At 45.9% G+C, this 21,261-nt stretch carries 22 protein-coding genes; 18 read left to right on the forward strand and 4 right to left on the reverse strand.

Translation table 11 applies throughout. The features are described 5' to 3' along the window. The first annotated feature begins 23 nt into the window (after positions 1-23). Complete coding sequence (locus AZI85_RS09320; protein ID WP_063243873.1) at positions 24-1,292, forward strand: APC family permease; 1,269 nt, start codon at positions 24-26, stop codon at positions 1,290-1,292. On the opposite strand, the gene AZI85_RS09325 is transcribed toward AZI85_RS09320, so the two are convergent. From AZI85_RS09325 to AZI85_RS09340, 4 genes are all read right to left on the reverse strand, one after another. Then, positions 1,259-2,542 carry a cytochrome P450 gene (locus AZI85_RS09325; protein WP_063243816.1) on the reverse strand — a complete coding sequence of 428 codons (1,284 nt, stop codon included), beginning with the start codon at positions 2,540-2,542 and terminating at the stop codon, positions 1,259-1,261. The genes AZI85_RS09320 and AZI85_RS09325 overlap by 34 nt on opposite strands. A gap of 69 nt (positions 2,543-2,611) precedes the next feature. Next, complete coding sequence (locus AZI85_RS09330) at positions 2,612-3,337, reverse strand: amino acid ABC transporter ATP-binding protein (protein WP_063243817.1); 726 nt, start codon at positions 3,335-3,337, stop codon at positions 2,612-2,614. Next, complete coding sequence (locus tag AZI85_RS09335; RefSeq protein WP_063243818.1) at positions 3,334-4,077, reverse strand: amino acid ABC transporter permease; 744 nt, start codon at positions 4,075-4,077, stop codon at positions 3,334-3,336. Before AZI85_RS09335 ends, AZI85_RS09330 begins: the two co-directional genes overlap by 4 nt. Before the next feature lie 3 nt (positions 4,078-4,080). Continuing rightward, positions 4,081-4,848: a basic amino acid ABC transporter substrate-binding protein gene (locus AZI85_RS09340; RefSeq protein ID WP_063243819.1), complete on the reverse strand. Its 768-nt coding sequence runs from the start codon at positions 4,846-4,848 to the stop codon at positions 4,081-4,083. 78 nt (positions 4,849-4,926) lie between these two features. Between AZI85_RS09340 and AZI85_RS17860 the strand changes: the two genes are divergently transcribed. The 17 genes from AZI85_RS17860 (at position 4,927) to rpoN (ending at position 21,132) form a co-directional block, all read left to right on the forward strand. Beyond that, a complete protein-coding gene (locus AZI85_RS17860) occupies positions 4,927-5,079 on the forward strand; it encodes a hypothetical protein (protein ID WP_253720927.1) in 153 nt (50 codons plus the stop codon). Continuing rightward, the gene (locus tag AZI85_RS17865; protein WP_253720928.1) at positions 5,076-5,345 is read left to right on the forward strand and encodes a hypothetical protein; all 270 of its coding nucleotides are present in this window, start codon (positions 5,076-5,078) and stop codon (positions 5,343-5,345) included. The genes AZI85_RS17860 and AZI85_RS17865 overlap by 4 nt, the downstream gene beginning before the upstream one ends. 6 nt (positions 5,346-5,351) lie before the next feature. Further along, positions 5,352-5,885, forward strand: coding sequence for a thioesterase family protein (locus AZI85_RS09350; RefSeq protein ID WP_063243820.1), 534 nt, complete (start codon positions 5,352-5,354; stop codon positions 5,883-5,885). Positions 5,886-5,987: 102 nt separating this feature from the next. Next, positions 5,988-6,488, forward strand: a complete 501-nt coding sequence (locus AZI85_RS09355; protein WP_063243874.1) for a KdsC family phosphatase — start codon at positions 5,988-5,990, stop codon at positions 6,486-6,488. A gap of 6 nt (positions 6,489-6,494) precedes the next feature. Next, complete coding sequence (locus AZI85_RS09360) at positions 6,495-7,220, forward strand: outer membrane beta-barrel domain-containing protein (protein WP_063243821.1); 726 nt, start codon at positions 6,495-6,497, stop codon at positions 7,218-7,220. Between the two features lie 13 nt (positions 7,221-7,233). Continuing rightward, positions 7,234-8,031: an outer membrane beta-barrel domain-containing protein gene (locus AZI85_RS09365; protein ID WP_063243822.1), complete on the forward strand. Its 798-nt coding sequence runs from the start codon at positions 7,234-7,236 to the stop codon at positions 8,029-8,031. After that, positions 8,028-9,596 (forward strand): tetratricopeptide repeat protein, encoded by a 1,569-nt coding sequence (locus AZI85_RS09370; RefSeq protein WP_063243823.1) that lies wholly within the window; start codon positions 8,028-8,030, stop codon positions 9,594-9,596. The genes AZI85_RS09365 and AZI85_RS09370 overlap by 4 nt, the downstream gene beginning before the upstream one ends. Positions 9,597-9,599: 3 nt before the next feature. After that, on the forward strand, positions 9,600-12,812 hold the full coding sequence (locus AZI85_RS09375; protein ID WP_063243824.1) for a tetratricopeptide repeat protein: 3,213 nt from the start codon (positions 9,600-9,602) through the stop codon (positions 12,810-12,812). 1 nt (position 12,813) lies between these two features. Beyond that, a complete protein-coding gene (locus AZI85_RS09380) occupies positions 12,814-13,671 on the forward strand; it encodes a tetratricopeptide repeat protein (RefSeq protein ID WP_063243825.1) in 858 nt (285 codons plus the stop codon). Positions 13,672-13,686: 15 nt separating this feature from the next. Then, the gene (locus AZI85_RS09385; RefSeq protein ID WP_063206671.1) at positions 13,687-13,995 is read left to right on the forward strand and encodes a hypothetical protein; all 309 of its coding nucleotides are present in this window, start codon (positions 13,687-13,689) and stop codon (positions 13,993-13,995) included. Then, positions 13,992-16,094: an AgmX/PglI C-terminal domain-containing protein gene (locus tag AZI85_RS09390; RefSeq protein WP_063243826.1), complete on the forward strand. Its 2,103-nt coding sequence runs from the start codon at positions 13,992-13,994 to the stop codon at positions 16,092-16,094. Before AZI85_RS09385 ends, AZI85_RS09390 begins: the two co-directional genes overlap by 4 nt. A gap of 47 nt (positions 16,095-16,141) precedes the next feature. Next, positions 16,142-16,807, forward strand: a complete 666-nt coding sequence (locus AZI85_RS09395; RefSeq protein WP_253696992.1) for a MotA/TolQ/ExbB proton channel family protein — start codon at positions 16,142-16,144, stop codon at positions 16,805-16,807. A gap of 19 nt (positions 16,808-16,826) precedes the next feature. Next, on the forward strand, positions 16,827-17,303 hold the full coding sequence (locus AZI85_RS09400; RefSeq protein ID WP_063243827.1) for an ExbD/TolR family protein: 477 nt from the start codon (positions 16,827-16,829) through the stop codon (positions 17,301-17,303). Then, on the forward strand, positions 17,303-17,893 hold the full coding sequence (locus tag AZI85_RS09405) for an ExbD/TolR family protein (RefSeq protein WP_063243828.1): 591 nt from the start codon (positions 17,303-17,305) through the stop codon (positions 17,891-17,893). Before AZI85_RS09400 ends, AZI85_RS09405 begins: the two co-directional genes overlap by 1 nt. 22 nt (positions 17,894-17,915) lie before the next feature. Further along, positions 17,916-18,941 (forward strand): LPS export ABC transporter periplasmic protein LptC, encoded by a 1,026-nt coding sequence (gene lptC, locus AZI85_RS09410; RefSeq protein ID WP_063243829.1) that lies wholly within the window; start codon positions 17,916-17,918, stop codon positions 18,939-18,941. Further along, positions 18,938-19,660 (forward strand): LPS export ABC transporter ATP-binding protein, encoded by a 723-nt coding sequence (lptB, locus tag AZI85_RS09415; protein ID WP_063209831.1) that lies wholly within the window; start codon positions 18,938-18,940, stop codon positions 19,658-19,660. The genes lptC and lptB overlap by 4 nt, the downstream gene beginning before the upstream one ends. A gap of 41 nt (positions 19,661-19,701) precedes the next feature. After that, a complete protein-coding gene (rpoN, locus tag AZI85_RS09420; RefSeq protein WP_063209833.1) occupies positions 19,702-21,132 on the forward strand; it encodes an RNA polymerase factor sigma-54 in 1,431 nt (476 codons plus the stop codon). Positions 21,133-21,261: the final 129 nt, after the last annotated feature.

Genomic DNA, 21,261 nt, shown 5'->3' on the forward strand with positions numbered 1-21,261 from the left:
TGAAGTATCTTTTGAGTATGCCCATGAAGAAATCATTGAGTCTTTTTCATCTCATTTTTTATGGCACCGGCATGATTTTAGGTGCCGGAATCTATTCTGTTATTGGTAAAGCGGGCGGCGTGGCTGAGAACGGTCTATGGATCAGCTTTCTGTTAGCGGCTCTTTGCGCATCCCTCACCGCACTTTCTTATGCGGAACTTGCAACGATGTTTCCGAAAACAGGTGGCGAATATATTTATGTAAAGAATATTTTTCCGCAGTGGCCCTATCTGGCCATGTTGTGTGGATCCATGATGATATTTGCGGGGATTAGCACCGCTACGACAGTAGCCATTGCGTTCTCTGGTTATATCCAACAGTTTGCTGACATACCCGAGTTTGTGACGGCCTTTTGTTTGCTGGGCGTTTTCACACTCGTGAATATCCTCGGTATAAAAGAATCAAGTTGGGTGAATGTTGTTTTCACATTAATAGAAATCTCAGGCCTTTTAATTTTCGTTTGGGTTGGCCTGCAGTCGCCCAAGTTTGGAGAAGCTCTTGCCGAACCTAGATTTGACGGTGCGATCATTTCTGGGGCGGCCCTGGTTATTTTTGCCTATTTTGGCTTTGAAAATATTGTGAATCTGGTGGAGGAATCGAAGGCTCCCGAAAAGGATCTTCCTAAAGGCATCATTATCAGTCTTGTGATTTCGACAATATTGTATTTGCTTGTCAGCCTGACGGCTTTGGCCTTGGGAAGTCCTGAAGAGTTGAGTCGCAGTAATGCTCCGTTAAGTGATCTTACCCGAAATGCAGCATCGTGGATTCCCAGGACTCTGGGTGCCATAGCTTTGTTTTCGACGGCCAATACGGTGCTTATATCGATGATCTCAACCAGTCGGATTATATTCAGCATGGCGCGAGAAAAAGATTTACCCCAAGTGTTTTCTAAACTTCTAAAAAAACGTGCAACACCTTGGATGGGAGCTTTGGCTGTATTCGCTCTGGCTATAGCACTACTCCCATCAGGTGGAATTGAAGTGGTGGCCAGTGCGTCTTCTTTTGCCACGATGATAGCCTTCACAGTCATCAATCTGGCGCTGATTTATTTGAGATTTAAAGATCCAGAAAGAAAACGGCCCTTCAAGGTTCCTTTTACCATAGGTCGGTTGCCATTAATTCCGACCTTCGCAAGTTTTGTTTCCGTCGCCCTTTTATTTTTCTTCAATCGCGAAGTTTATGTGCTGGGGGCCGGAGTGATCGTGTTTGTGACGCTTCTTTATATATTTCTGAGATCCCGCAGGTCGTCTTGAGTTTTCGGTTTGTATTGAACATCAGAAATAACAAAGTGACTGCCGGGGATTGGGGGCATGCGAGACAAGCGCAATGTTAAGTCTTGCTCGGGAACGCGATACAGAATTTCTTTGGAAAAGATATGGGCCGCTTGTTTCATCAACTCGCGCGTGATCCATTCTCCGGGGCAGCGATGATTTGTTTCTTGAAAACCACCGCCTTGAGGAACGAAGTTGTAAAGACTGCCGTCCCATTTTTTAAACCGTTCTGGATAAAAGCTTTCCGGATCTTGCCACAGGATAGGGTCGTGATTGATTCCATTGAGATCTAACAGGACCCGCGTGCCTGCCGGAATTGCTACATTGTTCCAGCGCAGATTTTTAGCGGCCACAGCGGCAATTGCCGGGAAGAACGGATAGAACCGCCGCACTTCTTGAATAAAGAGCTCTGCGTATTTGCCATCTTCCGAAATTTTAGTGCGATGACCTGGAAAATAGTGAAGGGCATGGGCCACAAATAAAATGAAAACTGAAACAGCGACAGTAGGGCGAAGCAAATTGAGAAGTTCGACGGCAGCAACACGCAAGGGCAGCAAGCTCCCATCTTCTTCTTTAAAGTTTGCGACAGTATAAAGAGCTGAATCTTTTCCGACTTTGAGTTTTCCTTCGCGAACTTCTGAAATCAAAGACCCCATCCAGCTTTCAGCCTGTTTTCTTCGTGCGCGCGCACGAAAGTGACGGCGACTGAAGCTTCCTGCGTCGTCGAACATAGATCGCAGAATTTCTGTTTTTTCGGACAGTTCTGAGTGTTTTACAGGAACGCCGGTCCATTCACATACGGATAAAGTAAGAATTTGTTGAGCTTGTTCATACAAGCGTACTGACTTCTGTCCCTGCCAGTCACGAATTGCCTTCATCCAGTGACGCTCACTGATTTGCAGCAAATTCTGAATACTCGCTGCCGTCATAAAAGAAAGAAACATTCTTTTACGATGAAGATGCTTCTTGCCATCCAGTCCCTGCACACCCCCTTTGCCCACAAGAGTCGCCTGCAGTGGTTCCGGCATCGCACCTTTACGAATGAAGTTTTCTTCATTGTAAAAGAACTTCGCGGCATCCACACCAGTAAGACAGAATGTTTTTCTGAGGCCGATACGAGTCTGAAAAATATCTGTGTTTAAAGCTTCACAAGTCTCTTGAATGAAGTAATAGGGATTTTTCAAGAATTCAAATGTGCTATCCCACTGCGGGGCTTTAGGAATGTATGCCATAACCTATACATATCGAGCTTAAGAATAGGAGGCGATCAATGAGGACCTAATGTGATTAAAAACAGGAACTCACTTCAGTATTTTGCTAAGAAAAAGTTTCGTGCGCTCGTTTTGCGGGTTTTCGAACAGTTTTTTAGGTGGTGCCTCTTCGACGATCTGGCCATCGTCCATGAATAGAACTCGATCTGCCACTTGTTTAGCAAAACCCATTTCATGAGTAACGACAATCAGAGTGCGCCCACTATGAGCCAAAGATTTAATCACGTCCAGAACTTCACCCACCATCTCGGGGTCTAACGCGGACGTGGGTTCATCAAAGAGGAGAACCTGAGGTTCCATGGCCAAGGCGCGCGCAATGGCCACTCGTTGTTGTTGTCCACCGGAAAGCTCTTGAGGGTAAGAGTTTTCTTTTTCACTTAGACCGACTCGCTTTAATAACTCGCGAGCTTTCTGTTGAGCCTCAGTCAGTGAAACATTTTTTACTTCCATCGGTGCTAGACAGATATTTTCTAGGACGGTCCTATGAGGAAATAAATTAAAACGCTGAAAGACCATGCCCGCATGAGCCCGAAGTTTATTGAGATCTGTTGATGGGTCGGTAACAACAAATTCATCCACAACAATTTTTCCTTCTTGAGCATGCTCAAGAGCATTTAAGCAACGAAGAAAGGTGCTTTTGCCTGATCCCGAGGGCCCGATAATGCAAACGACTTCGTTATCTTTGATTTCACAACTCACATTCTTAAGAACATGGCGTTCACCGAAGTACTTTTGAAGATGTGTTACTTGAATCATGTTGATTGGTACTTTCTTTCGAGACGGTGAACGACGTAAGACATGCCTAACGTGATAATTAAATAAATGGCGGAAATAAATAAATACGGTTCCCAGTAGCGGGCATAGGCGCCGGCCGCGGTTCTTGCCGCATAAGCAAGTTCTGCCAGTCCGATAGCAGAAACCAATGACGAATCTTTTAAAAGTGTAATAGCTTCATTTCCTAAGGGAGGAAGCATACGGCGGAACGCTTGAGGAATGATGATATGCCTCATGGTCTGGGAATAATTAAGACCCAAGGATCGAGCTGCCTCGGTTTGGCCTCGATCAATAGATTGAATTCCGGCGCGGAAAATCTCAGCGATGTAAGCCGCTGAGTTCAGGCTTAAAGCCAAAGCGCCTGAAATCAAGGCGCCATATTCGCGCTTCAAATAAAGAGCGGCGTCTCCGGAGATCAGAACTCCGGTGTCGGCATGGATAAGCCAAGGCACCAGAGCAAAGTGGATCAGAAGAATCTGGACAAAGAGAGGCGTGCCGCGAAAAAATGAAATATAGATTTGTGACGGTGTTTTTACTAGAAGCTTTAAGGGCCAGCGCCAAGGGCCTCGCTCGGCGTAGGCGATTTTTCCTAAACCTAACATCAATCCTAAAATTGTGCCGAAGAATATTCCAATGGCAGTCAGAGCGAGAGTGGTCCACAAACCTCGGATGAATAGAGGCATGTACTCAGCAATAATGTCCGTGCGAAACCACTCAAACATGCACTAATTCTTTCCAAAATATTTAGCGTAGATCTTTTGGTAAGTGCCATCTTTTTTGATGGCCGTAAGAGCGCCATTAATCTTGTTTAAAAGTTCGGTATTTCCTTTTTTTACCGCAATTCCATAGTGCTCTTTAGCGAAGCTCGGGTCGGCGATGGTTTTAAAGGCCTTTGTATTGTTCGCTAAGAAGTTGTCGATAACGCCATTATCGGCGACGACGGCATCGACTCCGCCATTCACGAGTTCTTGCAAAGCCAAGGGGGTGCCTTCAAATCGCTTGATGTTGGCGTCAGTTTTTCCAAGAAGGCCGCTAACAACTTCATCGCCGGTAGTTCCTGTTTGTACTCCGATTTTCAGTCCACGCAGCTCAGTAAATTTCGTGACCTTGGACTTTAACGGCAGGGCGATCAACTGTACGGCTTCAAAATAAGGTTCGGAAAAATCCATGACCTTTTTTCTTTCGCTGTTGATCGTAATCGCAGAAATCAGGATGTCACGATCTCCAGAAGCTAATTGGCTGAAAAGACCTTCCCAAGGAGTATTGACAACTTTAATTTTGAATCCGGCTTTATCGGCGATGGCCTGGATGATGTCGATATCGAAACCTTCGACGGATTTATCGGCATTTTCACTTTCAAACGGGGCATAGGCAGCGTCGGTACCGACGATGAATTCTAAGGCCGTGGACTGAGTGGTTGCGGACGGGGCTTCCTTTTTCGTGCAAGAAAGGAAAATGGGAAGTACTAGAAGTAGCAGCCAAGAAATTCTCATGAAAACCTCGTCCAGAGTTTATATGGCTCACTTGACCATTCTTAAGACCTTGAGTCAAATTCATTTCAGGAGTTCGAAATGCTTCAGGCTTTAGGGAAAATTGCAGGCTCCGTTCTGCGCAGTCTTTTTATTTCCATCGTGATGTTCATCATCGTCTTTTCCGTTATTACCGGAGAGTTTCCTCCAAATTTAAACGTGTTACGAACACGTTTAAAAATCTGCAACAAATGACCCAGTTAAGCCGTCAGATCCAAGAGCAACAAAAAGCTTTAAAGAATCAGTACACAGCCCATGGCGAAGTGGATGAAAGCGATGTCGAGGCTTTGCAAGAACTCAACTTGAAAAGAGCGGAACTTGGGGCGGGGCTTTTACAAGCTGAAAATGCGGTTTCTGATTCACAAGAAACCAGCGAATTAAAACAGAAAATGAAAGAGTTAGAAACGCAGCTTTTCCGATTGCAACAACGGGTGAGTCAGCTAGAAAGTAAAACAAAGTAGGACGCTATGAATTTAATTTTCCGTCTTTTGCATGTGTTTTTGTTTTCAAGATTCCGCAAATCCGTCGGGGTGATGGAGGAGTGCGCGACTCCGTTTCGCGTTTGGCCGACGGACCTTGACGTGCTCATGCATATGAACAATGGCGTTTACTTATCTTTGCAAGATTTAGCTCGCGTTGATTACATGATTCGAGCCGGTGCAGCCAAAAAGATTTCCGAAAATGGCTGGTACCCTGTGGTGGCTTCTGAAATGATTCGTTTCCGCCGGTCTTTGCAGCCGTTTCAAAAATTTGAATTGCGCACACGATTGATCGCGTGGGATGAAAAATATTTGTATCTAGAACATAAGTTTACGAGCCGTGGAGAAGTCATGGCGTTGGGAATGATTCGTGCCCGTTTTTTAAGTAAAAAGGGTGGTTTGGTGTCACCGCAAGATCTTTTGAAGGCATTGGATTTAGATATTCAATCTCCGCCAATGCCCGCTCATCTTCAATCATGGTTGAATGCTGACCAGGAGCATTCGAAGTCTTTGGGTTTATAACTTCAAAATTGCAGGACGAACGTCGGGCTTTTGTCACAACCCTAAGTCCTGTATCAAGGTAGGGCACTTGCCGCCTTGTATATAATTTTCAACAATGATTCTGTGACACTAGAAATATCAAAACTGAAAAATATCAAGATGTTGGTCCTCGATGTGGATGGCGTCTTAACGGACACTCGCATGTGGTTTGACGGCAAAGAATGGCGCCGCTTTTATTCCGTTCGTGATGGCGTGGGCATAAAACGCATCATGGAAGCGGGTTACAAAGTCGCTGTGATCACTGGCAGTAAAGCCGAAGACATACGCGCGCGTGTGAAATCTCTGGGAATTCATTTCCTCTTTGAAGGGGCTCTCGACAAAGAACCTTCTTTCTTACAGCTGCAAAAGGAATCAGGCATTCGTCCCGACGAGATGGCTTATGTCGGTGATGATATTTTCGATATTCCTCTTCTGCAAGCCGTTGCTTTCGGAGCGACAGTTCCTGAAGCCGTCGATGAAGTTTTAGAAATAGCGGATTACGTGACTCGCAGACCCGGTGGATGTGGGGCTGTCAGAGAGGTTTGTGATTACATCTATAAATATGGGGCCTTTTCCTCTAGGTAGGTATTCATGCTGAAAAATGGTTTCAAAGCCGTTGCGATTATTATTCTTGCGTTGCTACTGCATAAAGCGGCTTTTGCTGCGGAAGTGATCGAACTTCCTCCTGAAGAGCTGGCGCAAGAGTCAGTTCTTCCTGTTTTCGACAAACCGGTGAGTGTAAAAAACCGCAATGTCGTCACAAATAAACGCATCGAAGCCGATATTTTTTATGGCTATGCGATGACAGAGCCGATTGCGAACGTCAGCAAGCTGGGATTGGGTATCTATTATAATACCAGTGAAAGCAGTGCTTGGGGATTATTGCTAGCGAAGAACTTCGCCGGTCTTTCAAGCTATGCAGATCAGTTGGATGAGCAGTTCAACCTGAAATTCGATCGCGCTCCTTCTCCCGAACTGACGGCGATGCTGGATTATAACTTAAAGGCTTTCTACGGAAAAATGAGTTTGTCCAAATCTTTGGTCATCAACACGATCCTTTTTGGCTCGGCCTCTGCCGGGATTGTCAAATATGTGCATAAAACCTATCCCGCGGTGGCCGTGGGTTTAGGACAGAAATTTTACTTTACAAAAAATTGGTCGCTGCGTTTTGACTTACGCCTTTACGCGAACCAAGCGCCGGTTCCTTTCTTAGCGGGTCACTTAAAACCCGCTGAGCCGGTACCTGATTATTCAGATTTTGAAGAGCGCGTAACTTTCACGACAAACCTTGATGTGGGCTTGTCGTATTTGTTTTAAGAGGAGTTAGCAGATGTTGAATAGGAATTTGACGAAAGTGTTTTTACTCCTCGCTCTGACTGCGCCCGGTGCTGTGCACGCGCAATCTTCAGAGGGTGACGAGTTGGATGTGATTGAGTTAGAAATCGATAGATCTGCGCCAAAGCAAAATTCGATTTCAAACTCGGCACCAAGTTATTCAGAGACTTCTCCTCGCGACAATACGCTGAGTGATTTTTCTGGTTTGGGATCGCTTTCTCCATTTCAAGAAGTTTCCGTAATTCAGAAGCGCTTTCTTCCGAAAACGGGCCGTTTTCAGCTCTTTGGTGGATTGACGACGGTGACAAATGATCCGTTCTTCCTGACGTTCGGTGGTGTGGCGAAAGCCAGTTACTTCTTGAACGAATCCTGGGGTGTTGAGCTGAACTATTTCGGTTTGACCAGTTCGGATCGCACATCGACTGAAGAGTTGCGTGATATCCAAGGCGTTTCGACAGAAAACCTGGTTTATCCGAAGTCTTATTTTGGCGTGGACGTGATGTACATCCCGATTTACGGAAAAATGACTTGGTTCAACGAAAAGATCGTTCCTTTCGATCTTTATATCTCTGCAGGGTATGGGACGACAAATACTCAAGCCGGTGAAAATGCAGGAACTATTCACTTGGCGACAGGACAGATTTTTGCCCTTAGCAAAGCGTATGCTATTCGCTGGGATTTCAGCTGGAACTTCTTTAACGCAACCGGCATCGACGGTTCGACAAATTCATTTAACAACCTCTTCCTCACTGTGGGCGTGAGTTGGTTCTTTCCGGAGGCTAGTTACCGATGAAGAAATTATTACTACTCCTGATCGCTTCAAGCTTGGTTGTGCCTTTGGCAAGTTCAGCGCAAAGAAAAACGAAACCGCGCGCTCGTTCGACGGCGCCGTTATACAATTCCAATACGCGTGAAGCGACTTTGAAGAATCAATTAAGCAACGCTTTGCGCATGGCTCAAGGCGGGCAGTATGAAGCGGCGGCGAACAATTTGTTCACTTTAAGCCGTCGTTCTGAATTGGCCGCGGAACGTCCGCAAATCAAATACATTTTGGGAACGATGTTGATGGAGCTTAAACTCAATCAAACAGCGGCTTTCCAGTTTGTGGATGTTATTCGTACAAAGCATCCTAAATATTCGAAGCTGGCGATCGAAAAACTTTCGATCGTGGCCGATACTTTGGGTGATGACACGATTTTGAACTACGCGATTTCTCGCGTGGATTTAAACGACTTCCCAAGTAACTTGCGCGATATGATCAATTATCGCTTGGGTGAAATTAAACTTCGCAATCGTGAGTTCCGTCAATCCGCAGAGCTTTTTGGTAAAGTCAGCTTTGGAAGCAGTTATTACTTCCAGGCTCTTTATAACAAGGGCCTCGCAGAGCTTGAAGAAAATCAACCTTCTTTGGCGATTGGAACTTTCAATAAAATGTTAGACGCTCGCAGAAAAGCTCCCGTGACGGACACTAATAAAGTGGCGGCACAAATGGGTTTAGCGCGCGCGCTTTATCAAAAACAAGATTGGGAAGCTTCCATCGAAGCCTATGCCCAAGTTCCGCGCGACACATTGATGTGGCATGATGCGGTTTTTGAACAAAGCTGGGCCATGCTTCGTGCCGCTCGCTTCCGTTCTGCTTTGAGTAATTTCCAAACTCTCCATTCGGCATATTACGAAGACTTTTATATGCCGGAGAGTTTACTTCTTCGTGCCATCGTCTATCTTTACATCTGTAAATATGACGAAATGGAAAAGGTCCTAAGCCTGTTTGAAAAAACTTATGGGCCGGTTCGTGCGAAGATCGGGGACTTCTTGAAATCCACAAATGAGGCGAGCGCCTTCTATGCGGAAATCGAAAAAGCTCACTACATGAAAACAACGGATAAGAGCTCCAACCTTCGCCTTCCGTACATCGTTCTTCGCAATGTCTTAGATCAAGGGGATGTGAAGCGTTCAATGCATTATCTTGATAAATTAAATCAAGAAAAAGCACGTGTGGAGTCAAACCCGGCATTCCGTGCTTCTCCGTTAGGTCAATACGCTTTGAAGATTCTTGCCAACCGCGGAAAAAATACGAAGTTCGCGGTGGGCGATATGGTGAAAGCGCACTTGTTAAATATGCGCGTGGAACTGCGTGATCTTTATGAACAAGCCGGATTCATTCGCTATGAAATGATCACGGGCCGTAAAGAAAGCATTAAAAAGAAAATTTCTGGAAAAGATATCGAGCAGATCGACGAAAACATCGACCGTCAGTTCTATATCCAGAATGGATATGAATATTATCCGTTCCAAGGCGAGTACTGGCTCGATGAAGTTGGAAACTACCACTATCTTGGAAAACAAAGCTGCGAGTAATATATGAAATTCAACAGGCATCAACTTCTTATTCCGAGTCTTCTTACTACTTTGTGCTTAAGCCCGATGGCTTTCGCACAAAGATCGACCGTAAAAACTACTAAGACTGTTAAGAAAAAGACAGTGGGTGAACTGTTGTCGCAAGCAAGCGAAAGCAGCCGTGGCGGACGCTTGCAGATGTCCAAAACGGACACGTCCCTTCCGGCTTCGAATCTTGGATTTAAACAAGATGTTCGTTCTTACAATCTCGAGTCCGTTAAACCTCCACGCTCTTCCGAACTTATGCAGCATGAGTCTTCTGGAGCGAGCAGTGAACAAGCTCAGTACGAGCGTGTTTTGGATCAACAAATTCAAGAGCTTTATAAACTGACGCAGAAATTTAAAACCAGCCCGAATCGTGGTGAATTATGGCTGCGTTTGGCAGAACTGTATGTTGAAAAAGCCAGTCTCATCGACTCTCGTAAGCAAGATGAATACGATGCGAAGCTGCGTGCCTTTCAATCTGGGAAAACCAAGAAGAAGCCGCGTTTAGATACTGCGGATGCACGTGAATACAATAAAAAAGCCGTTCAACTTTATGAATGGTTTCAAAGAGACTTCCCTCGTGACGAAAAGAACAGCCAGGCCTTGTTCTTCTTGGGTTACAATTATTTTGAACTTGGTGAAGTAAAAAAAGGGGCTCAATACTATGAGCAACTGACTCGCGGATATCCTAATTCTCCGTTTGTTGGCGAAGCCCATTTTGCTTTGGCCGAATACTACTTTGAGAACGAAAAGTGGGCGCCGGCTTACAAAGAATATTCTTACTTAATTAAAGAAAAGAAACACCGTTTACACACGTTTGCTCTTTATAAAGGGGCTTGGTGCTTATTCCGTATTGGTAAAGTTCAGCAAGCCATGAACTATCTTGAGTTCATCATTAAAAGTGGCAAAGCTGAAACCGGGGATCAATTGGCAGGTCGTCGTACAGTCAACCGTACGCGTCTGGAGGGGGAAGCCCTTCGCGATATCGTCATCTTCTATGCCGAAGGTGGCGACCCCAACAAGGCGGCTTCTTACTTCAAAAATCTAGTAGGAAACGACTATCTTCCTTACTTGGAAAAGCTGGCTTATCAATACTCAGATCGTGGGAATAAAGATGCGTCACGTGACGTATTTAAGCTTTTGATCTCTCAAGCCCCGACGGCGCCAAAAGCTTTCGAGTATCAATATCAAATTGTTCAAAACTATTATTATGCAAAAAACACGTCGCGCTTCAAAACTGAACTCTATAGCTGGGTGAAAGATTACGACGCTTCGGGTGCATGGTATGCCGCGAACAAAAATAACAAAGAGTTGATCGAAAATTCGTACAAACTTCGCGAAACGACTCTTCGTAACTACGTTTTGCAGCAACATCAAACGGCGCAGAACTCGCGTGCGCCGTACTCTCAGTCTTTAGCTAACGAAGGCTACCAATTGTATCTGCGTGAATTCCCGGATTCGGCTTCGGCAGGGGATATGCACTTTTACTATGGTGAGCTTCTTTATGACATGCAGAAGTATGACGAAGCCTCTGTGCAGTACAAGTGGGTTGTCGACAATGCTCCGCAAAGCAAGTTTTATGGAAAATCGGCGCAGAACTTAATCTTGTCGGTGGAAAGAAGTATTCCTTCTGACCAAGAGATGCAAAAGCGCGTAGGAAATTCTTTGGATCCGGTACCTTTGGAGCCGAAAGTGGACCGCTTTATTAAAGCGGGTCAATGGTACATTGAAAAATTCCCAACCTCTGAAAAAGCGGTTGAAATTAAATTCCGTATCGGTCGCTTGTATTATCAAAGCAATCACTTTGATGAAGCGACAAAGCACTTCCGTGAAATCGTGCAACAACACCCGAACACGAAGTATGCGGAATACTCGGCCAACCTTCTTTTGGATATCTATAACTTGAAGAAAGACTACGTGGGATTGGAAAAAACGGGAGCAGAGCTTCTGGCAGTTCCTTCCATCGCAGCTTCAAAGGCAGGGTCTGACATTCGTGGCGTTCTTGAAAAGGCGTCCTTCAAACGTGGCCAAGATTTAGAGCTGGAAAAGAAATACGCAGACAGTGCGCAGGTGTACCAAGCGTTTGCCAAACAAAATCCAAAATCGAACTTGGCAACCACGGCGTTATTTAATGCCGGTGTTAACTTTGAGCGTGCGGGAATGAATGGTCCAGCGATTGAATCCTACCAAGGGGTTATTGATTCGAAAGACCCTTCTGCAGAAAAGTTGAAACCAAAAGCGCGTCGTCTTTTAGCGAAACAGTATCAAGACTCTGCCCAATTTGAAGAGGCGGCAAAGCTTTATAAACAATCGGCTCAAGAAAATCCGACGGATCCTTTGGCTCCGAACTTGATTTTCAATGCGGCTGTTCTTTATGAAGCTCTTGGTAAATCTGACGAAGCGATTCGTGCTTACACGGAATTTACGAAATTAAATAAAAAACACGCTGACAATATCGAAGCCGTCTTTAGCATGGCGCAAATCCATCGCAAAGCCGGTCAGAATGGAGCCGCTATCGCTCGTTACACTGAATACGTGGAAAACGGCGGTCGCGATCAAGAAAAAGTTGTCGAGGCGGCTTACTGGGTTAGCGAGCTTTCGGAAAGATCGCGTGCGAAAACCAAAGCCGACGAGTGGAAGCAGAAAACTCTGTCTATCCAGAAACGATTTGCACCAAACAGAAAAGGTGTGGGCGCTTCTTGGGCCGCGAAACTAAAATTTGGTGAAGCACAAGAGACTTTCAAGGAAATGAAAGCCATCACTTTCCCAGCGGATCCGAATAAACAAAAGGCCGCAGCGGATAAAAAGATCGCTTTATTGACGAAACTGACAGGTGAGCTTGCGGATATTATTAAATATGACAGTGCCGAAGAAATCGTCAGCTCGTTGAGTGTTCTTGGTGAAGCCAACCAAAACATGGCGCAAGCTATCGTGAATGCACCACTTCCTCCGGGATTGAACGCAGAAGAAACGAAACAGTATAAAGCGGGCGTTGAAAAGTTCGCAGAGCCATTCAATACCAAAGCCAAAGAGAGCTTTAAGCTGGCCGTGGAACGTGGATGGGAGCTTGAAGTTTACAACGACGGTTTTAAAACGGCTTATGAATACATGAATAAGCTTGATCCAAAGACATACTACAACGGTGGCGAAGTAGGATCTGACATCCGCTTGGTGAATTGGATGGGGCAATAAGATGAAAAAGCTTGGACTATTACTGACATTGCTAGCGTTAACAGCGTGTTCGTCTTCTTCAAAGAAAGAAACTAAAACAGACGCGGCGGAAACTCGTCCTTCTGTTATGGATGCGCCTTCGGTTCAAAAAGAAGAACCAAAGCCTGCACCGATTGCTGAAGAGCCGGTTCGTCCTCAAGTTCCGACAACGCCTTCGCAGTACGCCGCTTTGAACGAAGCTATTAAATCACAAAGTGACGACAAGATTTATCAGGCAGCGACACAGATCCTCACGCAATCTCCGAATGATGCAAAGGCCTTGAATGCGCTGGCGATGTACCACTATAAGCGCGGTCGTTATGATCTTTGCCGCTACTTACTTTCGAAAGCGATCAGCTCGAGCCCGAAAATGGCAGAGCTTCATTCGAACTTAGGTATCGTGCAACTAGCGCAAGGTGAAAGAAGAGACGCAATTAAATCTTTCCGTAAGGCTTTAGATATCAACAACGATGAAGCGGTGGCGGCAGCAAACCTTGGTGCAATTTACGTTCAAGAAAAAGACTATGGCAAAGCGCAAGTCGTTCTTGAGACTGCTTACAGACGTGGCGTGCGTGATCCGCGTGTTTTGAATAACTATGCGATCGCATTGTCGGCTCATCGTAAGTACGACAAAGCGGCAGATCTTTATGCTCAGATTTTGAAAGACAACGGCAATAACAAAGAAGCTCTTTATAATTATGCAACACTGCTAGTAGAAAATATGGGCAAGTATCAAGAGGGGCTGGACGTCATTAACAGACTAAAGTTTGTAGGTGGGCCTTCAGATACTCGGAATAAAATTATTGCTTTGGAAAATAAGGCGAAAGCTGGTTTAAAATAGGTGAAGGTGGAAACTATGTTGCGATTGGTTAAACAACTTACTGTAATGGTGGCAATGATCTTGGCTTTTGACGTGAGCTTTGCCCAATCAACCAGTCGTTCATCCACTACAACCACGACAACGACGACGGTTAAAAAAGAAAGAAAGGCCACGCTGAACTTCGAAGACGAATTGATCGAAGGTTCTACGCAAAAGCCGGATCTTTTCTATCTCTTCCAAAAGAAGAATTTTAACTACAAAAGATTGATTAAGCTTAGAGAAAACTTTTTACCCGAGATGAGACGTACAACAGAAGATATTCAGCGGGTTCGGGGTGGTAATTGAGAGCGCCTTTAATATTTAGAATTTTCAAAAACAATCAGCTCGTCGGTGTTAAGCAGTTTGATCAAGATCAGATCGTGATCGGTCATAACGCCGAAGTGCATTTGGATTTAGACGGTGACGGAGTTTCTCCGATTCACTGTTTGATTGAGTTGCGCGACAGTGGTTACTACGTCTGTGACTTAGGTTCTTTTTCTGGAACATTTAAAAATGGTCAGGCGGTTTTAGATGAAGCCGTCAGTTCTGGTGATGAGATCGAAGTCGGTCCTTTCAAAATTGCATTCTTCGTGGGAGTCCCAAAACCAAAAGTGACTCCGGGGCAAGCCGTGACGGCAGCGCCGGTGATCCCAGAGGCTCCGCCAGTGAAGGTTGAAAAACCTGCGGCTGCTCCAATGCCTCCGGCAGCGGTTGTAAAAACAGAAGAAATCAAAGTGGCTCCACCGGTGATTCCTGTGGAAGCGCCGAAAGTGGAAGAAAAGCCGGTTATTACGGCAGCTCCGGTGAAACCGGAAATTCGCCGCGAACGCACTTCGTATAAGAAACTTAAAAAATCAAAAACTTTTGCTCCGCCAAGTGAAGTACAGGATCTTCGCACGCACTTGAAGCCGGGTAAAGGAAACACCGTTGAAGTCTTAGTAACGTGGAAAGAGCGTATTCTTACGACTTATCACTTTAAAGGAAACAAAACTATCCGTGTCAATGCGGGTGGTGATCATTCTGTTTCTCTTCCAGATGGACTTGTTCCTCGCAATTTCCCTTTGTTGGATATGGCGGGTGGATTGAAAGTCAATACGACAGCAGATATGGGTGTGGAGCTTGTGTCTTCGGCGGGGATTCAACCGGTTGAAGATTTAGCTCGTAACGGAAAAGCTCAACGTGGTGGGCAAGGTTACAACGTTCGCGTCGATCAGAACGAAATGTTGTGCGTGACTTTGCCAGGTGGAAATATCTGCATCTACGTTCGCTTTGTTCCGCAATCTCCCATTGTCCCCATGTTGCCACCGTTGATGTTGACGGGTTCTGAAATGACAGGCGTTGTGATGTCCATCGTGATGGTATCATTGCTAGCACTGTATATTTCGGCAACGATTCCTAAAGATTGGCAAGAAAACAAGCAAGAGGAAGTGCAACGTATTGCTCAAGTGGTATTCACAAATCCACCACCGGCAGCAACTCCGGTGCCGACACCTCCTCCACCAACGCCTCCGCCGGTAGCGACTCCGACGCCAACACCTTCGCCGACACCACAAAAAGTCGTGGTTTCAGATCAAACGAAGGAAGCCCAGAAGAAAGGGCAAACAGGCCAGAAAGCGCAAAAGGCGCAACAGGCTGCGCGTGCTAGTGAAGTGGCGCCAAAACCAAATGCCAAAGATCGTACGAAGAAGTTTACGTCCACTCGTCAAGGTGGCGCGATTAAAACGGGCAACACGGCCGGGGCCAATGCGCAATCTTCGAATAAAGATCTTTCGAAAGTGGGACTTTTCAGCGCCTTCGGTGGTGGCGGAAGTCGCGCGAACATCGACAAAGCTTACTCGGGTGCGGGTGAGGTTTTAGGTATGGCGGATAAAGCGACAGGAACTGCCGGTTTCAATGAAGACCGCGCGGGTGATGATCTAGGTTCTAGATTTAAAGATGCCGGTGCCGGCGGTAAGGGAACAGCCACTCAAGGTATCGCCAACATCGGTACTAAGGGACGTGGTTCGGGCCAAGCGGCTTACGGTGCCAGTGATGGATTCGGAAGTAAAACAACGGTCGCTATTGAGGGCGGTGGTTTTGAAGAATCCTTCGATGGAACTATTGATAAAGAAGCGATTCGCCGTGTGATTCGTGCAAAAAAACACGAACTGCAAAGCTGTTACGAGCGTGCTCTGAACACTTTGGAAAAAGGCCGTCGTCTTGAGGGTAAAATCGTATTGGGTTGGGAAATTGTAGCGCAAGGCCAAGCCCGCAACGTGAAGGTGAAGAGTTCAACTTTAGGTAACGCCCAAGTTGAAAACTGCATTCGCGATCGTTTGGCCAGCTGGACATTCCCAGAACCTCCACCAGGTCTTGTGGCCGAAGTGCAGGCGTACCCGTTCGTGTTAAACCCAGCTAGTAACTAATATTTAAACCGACACCGTCGGATAAGATTTTTTAAGGAGGAGTCCCCGTGAACCCAACAGTAACAGCAGACAACATGAATTTCATCCAGCGTGCTTTCGCTGAGGGTGGCTTCGTCATGTACGTAATCGCGGTCATCGCTATCTTGGCTTTGTTCGTGATCGTAGAACGATTGATGAAACTAAAAAACCTTTCTGTGGATAAAAAAGAATTCACAGATCAAATCTTCCGCATGGTTGTTGCCGGTGATCTTCGCCAGGCGATCAGCTATTGTGATGCTCGCCCCGCTCCTTTGACAAACACGGTGAAAGCCGGTCTTGTTCAAGCGATGAACAAACGCCCCGACGAAGAAGTTCAAGTGGCGATGGATGCAGCGGTGATGAGAGAAATGCCAAAAGTGGAAGGTTGGACATCTTTCCTAGCAGTTTTCGGTAACGTCGCCGTACTTGCCGGTCTTCTTGGAACTATCATCGGTATGATCGGTTCATTCCGTGCCGTAGCGGCGGCGGATCCAGCGACGAAAGCTTTGGAACTTTCAAAAGGTATTTCGCATGCCTTGAACTGTACCGCTTTCGGTCTTTTGGTAGCGATCATTTCTATCGTTGCTTACGGTTTGTTCCAACATCGCATTCAAAAAACAGAAAACGAAGTTGTTGAAACAAGCATGAGTCTTTTGAATCTGGTAGTTGCTAATAGAGAAAAGATTAAAGACTAAGTCATCTTAGAGGTTTTCAATGGCTCACATAGATAGTGGCGATTCCAGCGGCAGAAAAAAGAATATCGAGTTGAATCTCGTGCCTTTCATTGACTTGATGAGCGTGCTTATCACGTTCCTCTTGATCACGGCCGTATGGACTCAAGTGTCTATGATTCAAATTGGCAGTTCTCTTTATGGGAAGAAGTCAGACACGCAACCCAGCCCGACACCTCCACCGAATGCCGATGTGGTATTGAAAGTGGATGTGAAAGAGGGCGGTTATGTCTTAACTGTTGGAAGACAAGTGATCAGTCTTCCCATGGTGAACGAACAATTTGACGATGCGGGCCTTGTCGCCCAATTGCAGCGCGTGAAGCAGCTTTATCCTGAAAAAGTGGATGCAGTGGTGAGCGTTGCAGATGCCATTCCGTATGAACAGCTTATTAAAGCCATGGATAATTGCTTAAGCGCCGGCTTTTCCGCAATTTCTGTCGCAACAGGAGGGCCTCAATAATGGCCATCTTTAGACCTGGTGAAAGACATCGTTATCATAATATTTTGAGCAAGCGTAAAGGGAAGCGTGATGTGACGGCTTTGCTGTCTTTGACGGCGATGGTGGACATGTTCACGGTTCTCGTGATCTTTCTATTGCAGAACTACAATGCGACCGGAGAAATTCTTTATATCCCGAAAGAAGTTGTTCTTCCGAAAGCCTCCAGCGTGCGCGAACTGAAACCTGCGCATGTGGTAACTATCTCCAACAAAGAAATTCTTTTGGATAAAGACACTGTGGCGACTTTTGAAGAAGTCAAAGCGGCAGAAGACTGGAATATCCAAAGACTGAAAGAGTCCTTGCAGGAAGCTTTGGCGAAATCCAAAGCCGAACAGGACAGCAAGCTGCAAAACAAAATTCGTGACGTTGTTGAAACAACACGTGGCGAGGTCGAAGAAGATCCTAATGCTTGGAGTAAAGTGACTATCCAAGCTGATAAAGGCGTAGATTTCCTAACTGTTAAGAAAGTCTTATTCACGGTGACAGAGGCCGGAGCGGGCGAGATCAATTTCGCAGTGACTAAACAGCCTCAAGAATCGACTTCCAATTAAAATTCCGATATGATGCGCAAATATGGCGAAATTTAAGAATCTCATATTTGCTGCACTTCTCATCATTCTGTTTGTTGAGATTCTGATTATTTTCCCAAACCGTCTTGAACATGAAGACGAAGCCGAAGTTCGTAAGCGCGTTGAAGCACAAGAACAGTTGGCCAAACAACGCGACGAAGCTATCAAGCGCGGCGAAAAGCCTCCGGAACAACCCACCAGTCTTATGGAGCAAAAGATGCAGGGTGTGCATCTTGTTGAAAGTCAGCAAGGCACGCGTGATTGGGAACTTTTCGCGGTCTCTGCCGAAGGCAGTCAAACCGAAGGCACCTGGAAACTTCGTCAAGTGCGGGTGCTTTTTTATAACAATGAAAAAGTAGAATTCACCGTGACCGGAGACACCGGAACTATCAACGACAAAACAAAAGATTTGAGCGTTGAAGGAAACGTGGTGACTCGCTCTGAAAACGGTTACATTTTCAAAACTCCGTCGATCTATTACTCATCTAAAACTCGCCAGATCGACAGTCCCGAAGACGTTATAATGCAAGGACCCCAGGATAACTCGGGGGGCGGAATGAATCTGAAGGGGCGCCGTATGAAGGTGCTGGTGGATCAGTCAAAAATGTTGATTCAGGATCGAGTCAGTGCTGAAAAACCTCTTAAAGACGGAAAAAAGTTTGATATCGTAGCCGACGGTGCAGAGTTCAGTGGAAAACACAACGAAGCAAAGTTTTTCGGCAAGGTTCGCATGAACTACGACAATATGAAGCTTGAAGGACCCGCGGCCTCGTTTCTTTATGATCGCGCTTCGAACTTTTTAGGGTCCGTGGCTGTTACAGGTGGCGTGCGCGTCAGTGATGTGGATAAATTTGCGACATCTGAGAGTGTGAACCTAGACCTTTTAGCCGATAAATACACTTTTAAAGGTCGTCCGAAGGTTATTCAGAACAATGATGAGCTCACGGGAGAGGAAATCATCTTTCTTGAGGGCGGAAAAAAGGTTAAAGTAGAACGAGTACGTGCGCGCGTGGAGAACAAAGAACAATGAGCATGCTCACCATCAAAGACATTTCTAAATCTTTCAAAAAACGTAAAGTCGTTGATGGCGTTTCTTTTTCCGTGGAATCGGGACAGGTTGTCGGTCTTTTGGGGCCCAACGGTGCGGGTAAAACGACGTCGTTTTACATGGTAGTGGGATTGGTTCAATCCGACTCGGGCACTATCAATATTGATGAAACAAATATTTCGTCTGAACCCATGTATCGCCGCGCTCGTGTGGGTTTGAGTTACCTTGCGCAAGAGCCCAGCATCTTCAGAAAACTGACGGTGGCTGAAAATATCACGGTGGCCTTAGAGGCCCACGGGTACTCGGGCGCTCAACGTTCAGAAAAATTAGAACAATTAATCGGTGATTTCCACGTCGGTCATATCCGCGATAGTTATGGTTATGCGCTGTCGGGTGGTGAGCGTCGTCGTGTCGAGATCGCTCGTGCTTTAGCGGGATCACCGAAGTTCCTTTTGCTCGATGAACCCTTTGCGGGGATCGATCCGATTGCGGTCGCTGACATTCAAAATATCATCCGCGACCTTAAGGCCAAAGGTATAGGAGTTCTTATCACGGATCATAACGTGCGTGAGACTTTAGGTATTTGCGATTATGCTTATATTCTGAAGGACGGGAAGATTCAGGTTAGCGGAAGTTCTGATGAAATCGCAAATTCTGAGTTGGCTCGCAAATTCTATCTTGGGGAAAACTTTAAGTTATAATTCTATAGACGCGCTCTTGTGCGCACGAAAGGATACTCTTAATGGCTCTCAGACAGACCATGAACCTGAGCCAGTCTCTGGTGATCACGCCGCAGCTGCAACAGGCGATCAAGCTTTTGCAGATGTCGCGTATGGAATTGGAGTCTGCGGTTCGTTCTGAGCTGGAAGAAAATCCTATTCTTGAAGAAGCAGAAACCCTCAAGGAAGAAGATCTTCAGCGCACAAAAGAAGCTGCAACTGAAGTGGAGCACTCTGAAGCTCCTGATCACAACGTTCAAGATCCCCAGAAGCAAGATGAGTTCGAGTGGGAATCCTACATCGAAGCCAATCAAAAGCCTCCTCAATCAGGAATGGCGGGTTCTGAAGAGATCATGAATTATGAGAACGTCATCACGGCGTCTCAAACTTTGCATGACCATCTTTACTGGCAAGTGAAAATGAACGGCTTTTCCGAAGAAGAGGAAAGAGCCGCAGACGCATTGATCGGTGCGATCGATGACGAAGGCTACATCAAAGTTCCCCTTGAGCAAATTGCTGAAGAAGAAAAGCTGGATCTGGGTCTTTTGGAAGACACACTGACGTTGATTCACGAGTTTGACCCTCCGGGTGTCGGTGCTCGTGACCTTAAAGAATGTCTTTTGATTCAAGCAAAGCACTTGGAAGAAGACACTCACGATCTTGTCAGCCTGATCAACAATCATCTGAAAGATCTTGAAAAAAAGAACTACGAAGCCATTGCAAAAGCTTTAAGCCGCGACGTCGAAGACGTTATCGAGATGTGTAAAATCATCTATGCGATGGATCCAAAGCCGGGCCGTGCTTTCGTTAGCAGTGACACACACTATGTGACACCCGACGTTTACGTTTACAAAGTGGGCGACGATTACGTCGTTTCTTTGAACGAAGACGGTTTGCCTCGTTTGAAAATTTCGAATTTCTATAAAAACATGCTCAAAGGTGGAAAATCCACCGGCGATAAAACTCAAGACTATATTCAAGACAAATTGCGTTCCGCAGTGTGGTTGATTAAGTCAATCCATCAAAGACAGCGCACGATCTACAAGGTGGCCGAATCCATCGTGAAGCATCAGCGTGAGTTCTTTGAAAAAGGATCTGAGTATCTAAAACCGATGGTTCTGCGTGATATCGCCAACGACATTGGCATGCACGAATCGACAGTGAGTCGCGTGACAACCGCGAAGTACGTGCACACACCGCAAGGCATTTACGAGCTTAAATACTTCTTTAACTCCGGGATCAGTTCTTCAGACGGTGATGCTTTGGCGTCAGAGTCGGTGAAGATTAAGATCAAAGATCTTGTGGCTAAAGAAGATCCTAAGAATCCGCTCTCGGATCAGAAGATTGTGGATCTTCTGAAGGTGGAGGGGATTCAGATTGCTCGTCGTACGGTTGCTAAATACCGCGATATGCTTAAGATTCTTCCTTCTTCTCAGCGTAAGAAGTACTTCTAGTCTTAGTTCCCGGAGTGCTCGTTTGCTTGAAGGGTGGGCTTGGTAAAACCCCATGCTTCGAGCGGCACGCATCCGTGCTCAGTCAGCGCCGCCCGTTGGGCGGTTCGGGCATCCTGCCCCGCTGAAGGC

The sequence above is a fragment of the Bdellovibrio bacteriovorus genome (assembly GCF_001592755.1).
Lineage (GTDB): Bacteria > Bdellovibrionota > Bdellovibrionia > Bdellovibrionales > Bdellovibrionaceae > Bdellovibrio > Bdellovibrio bacteriovorus_E.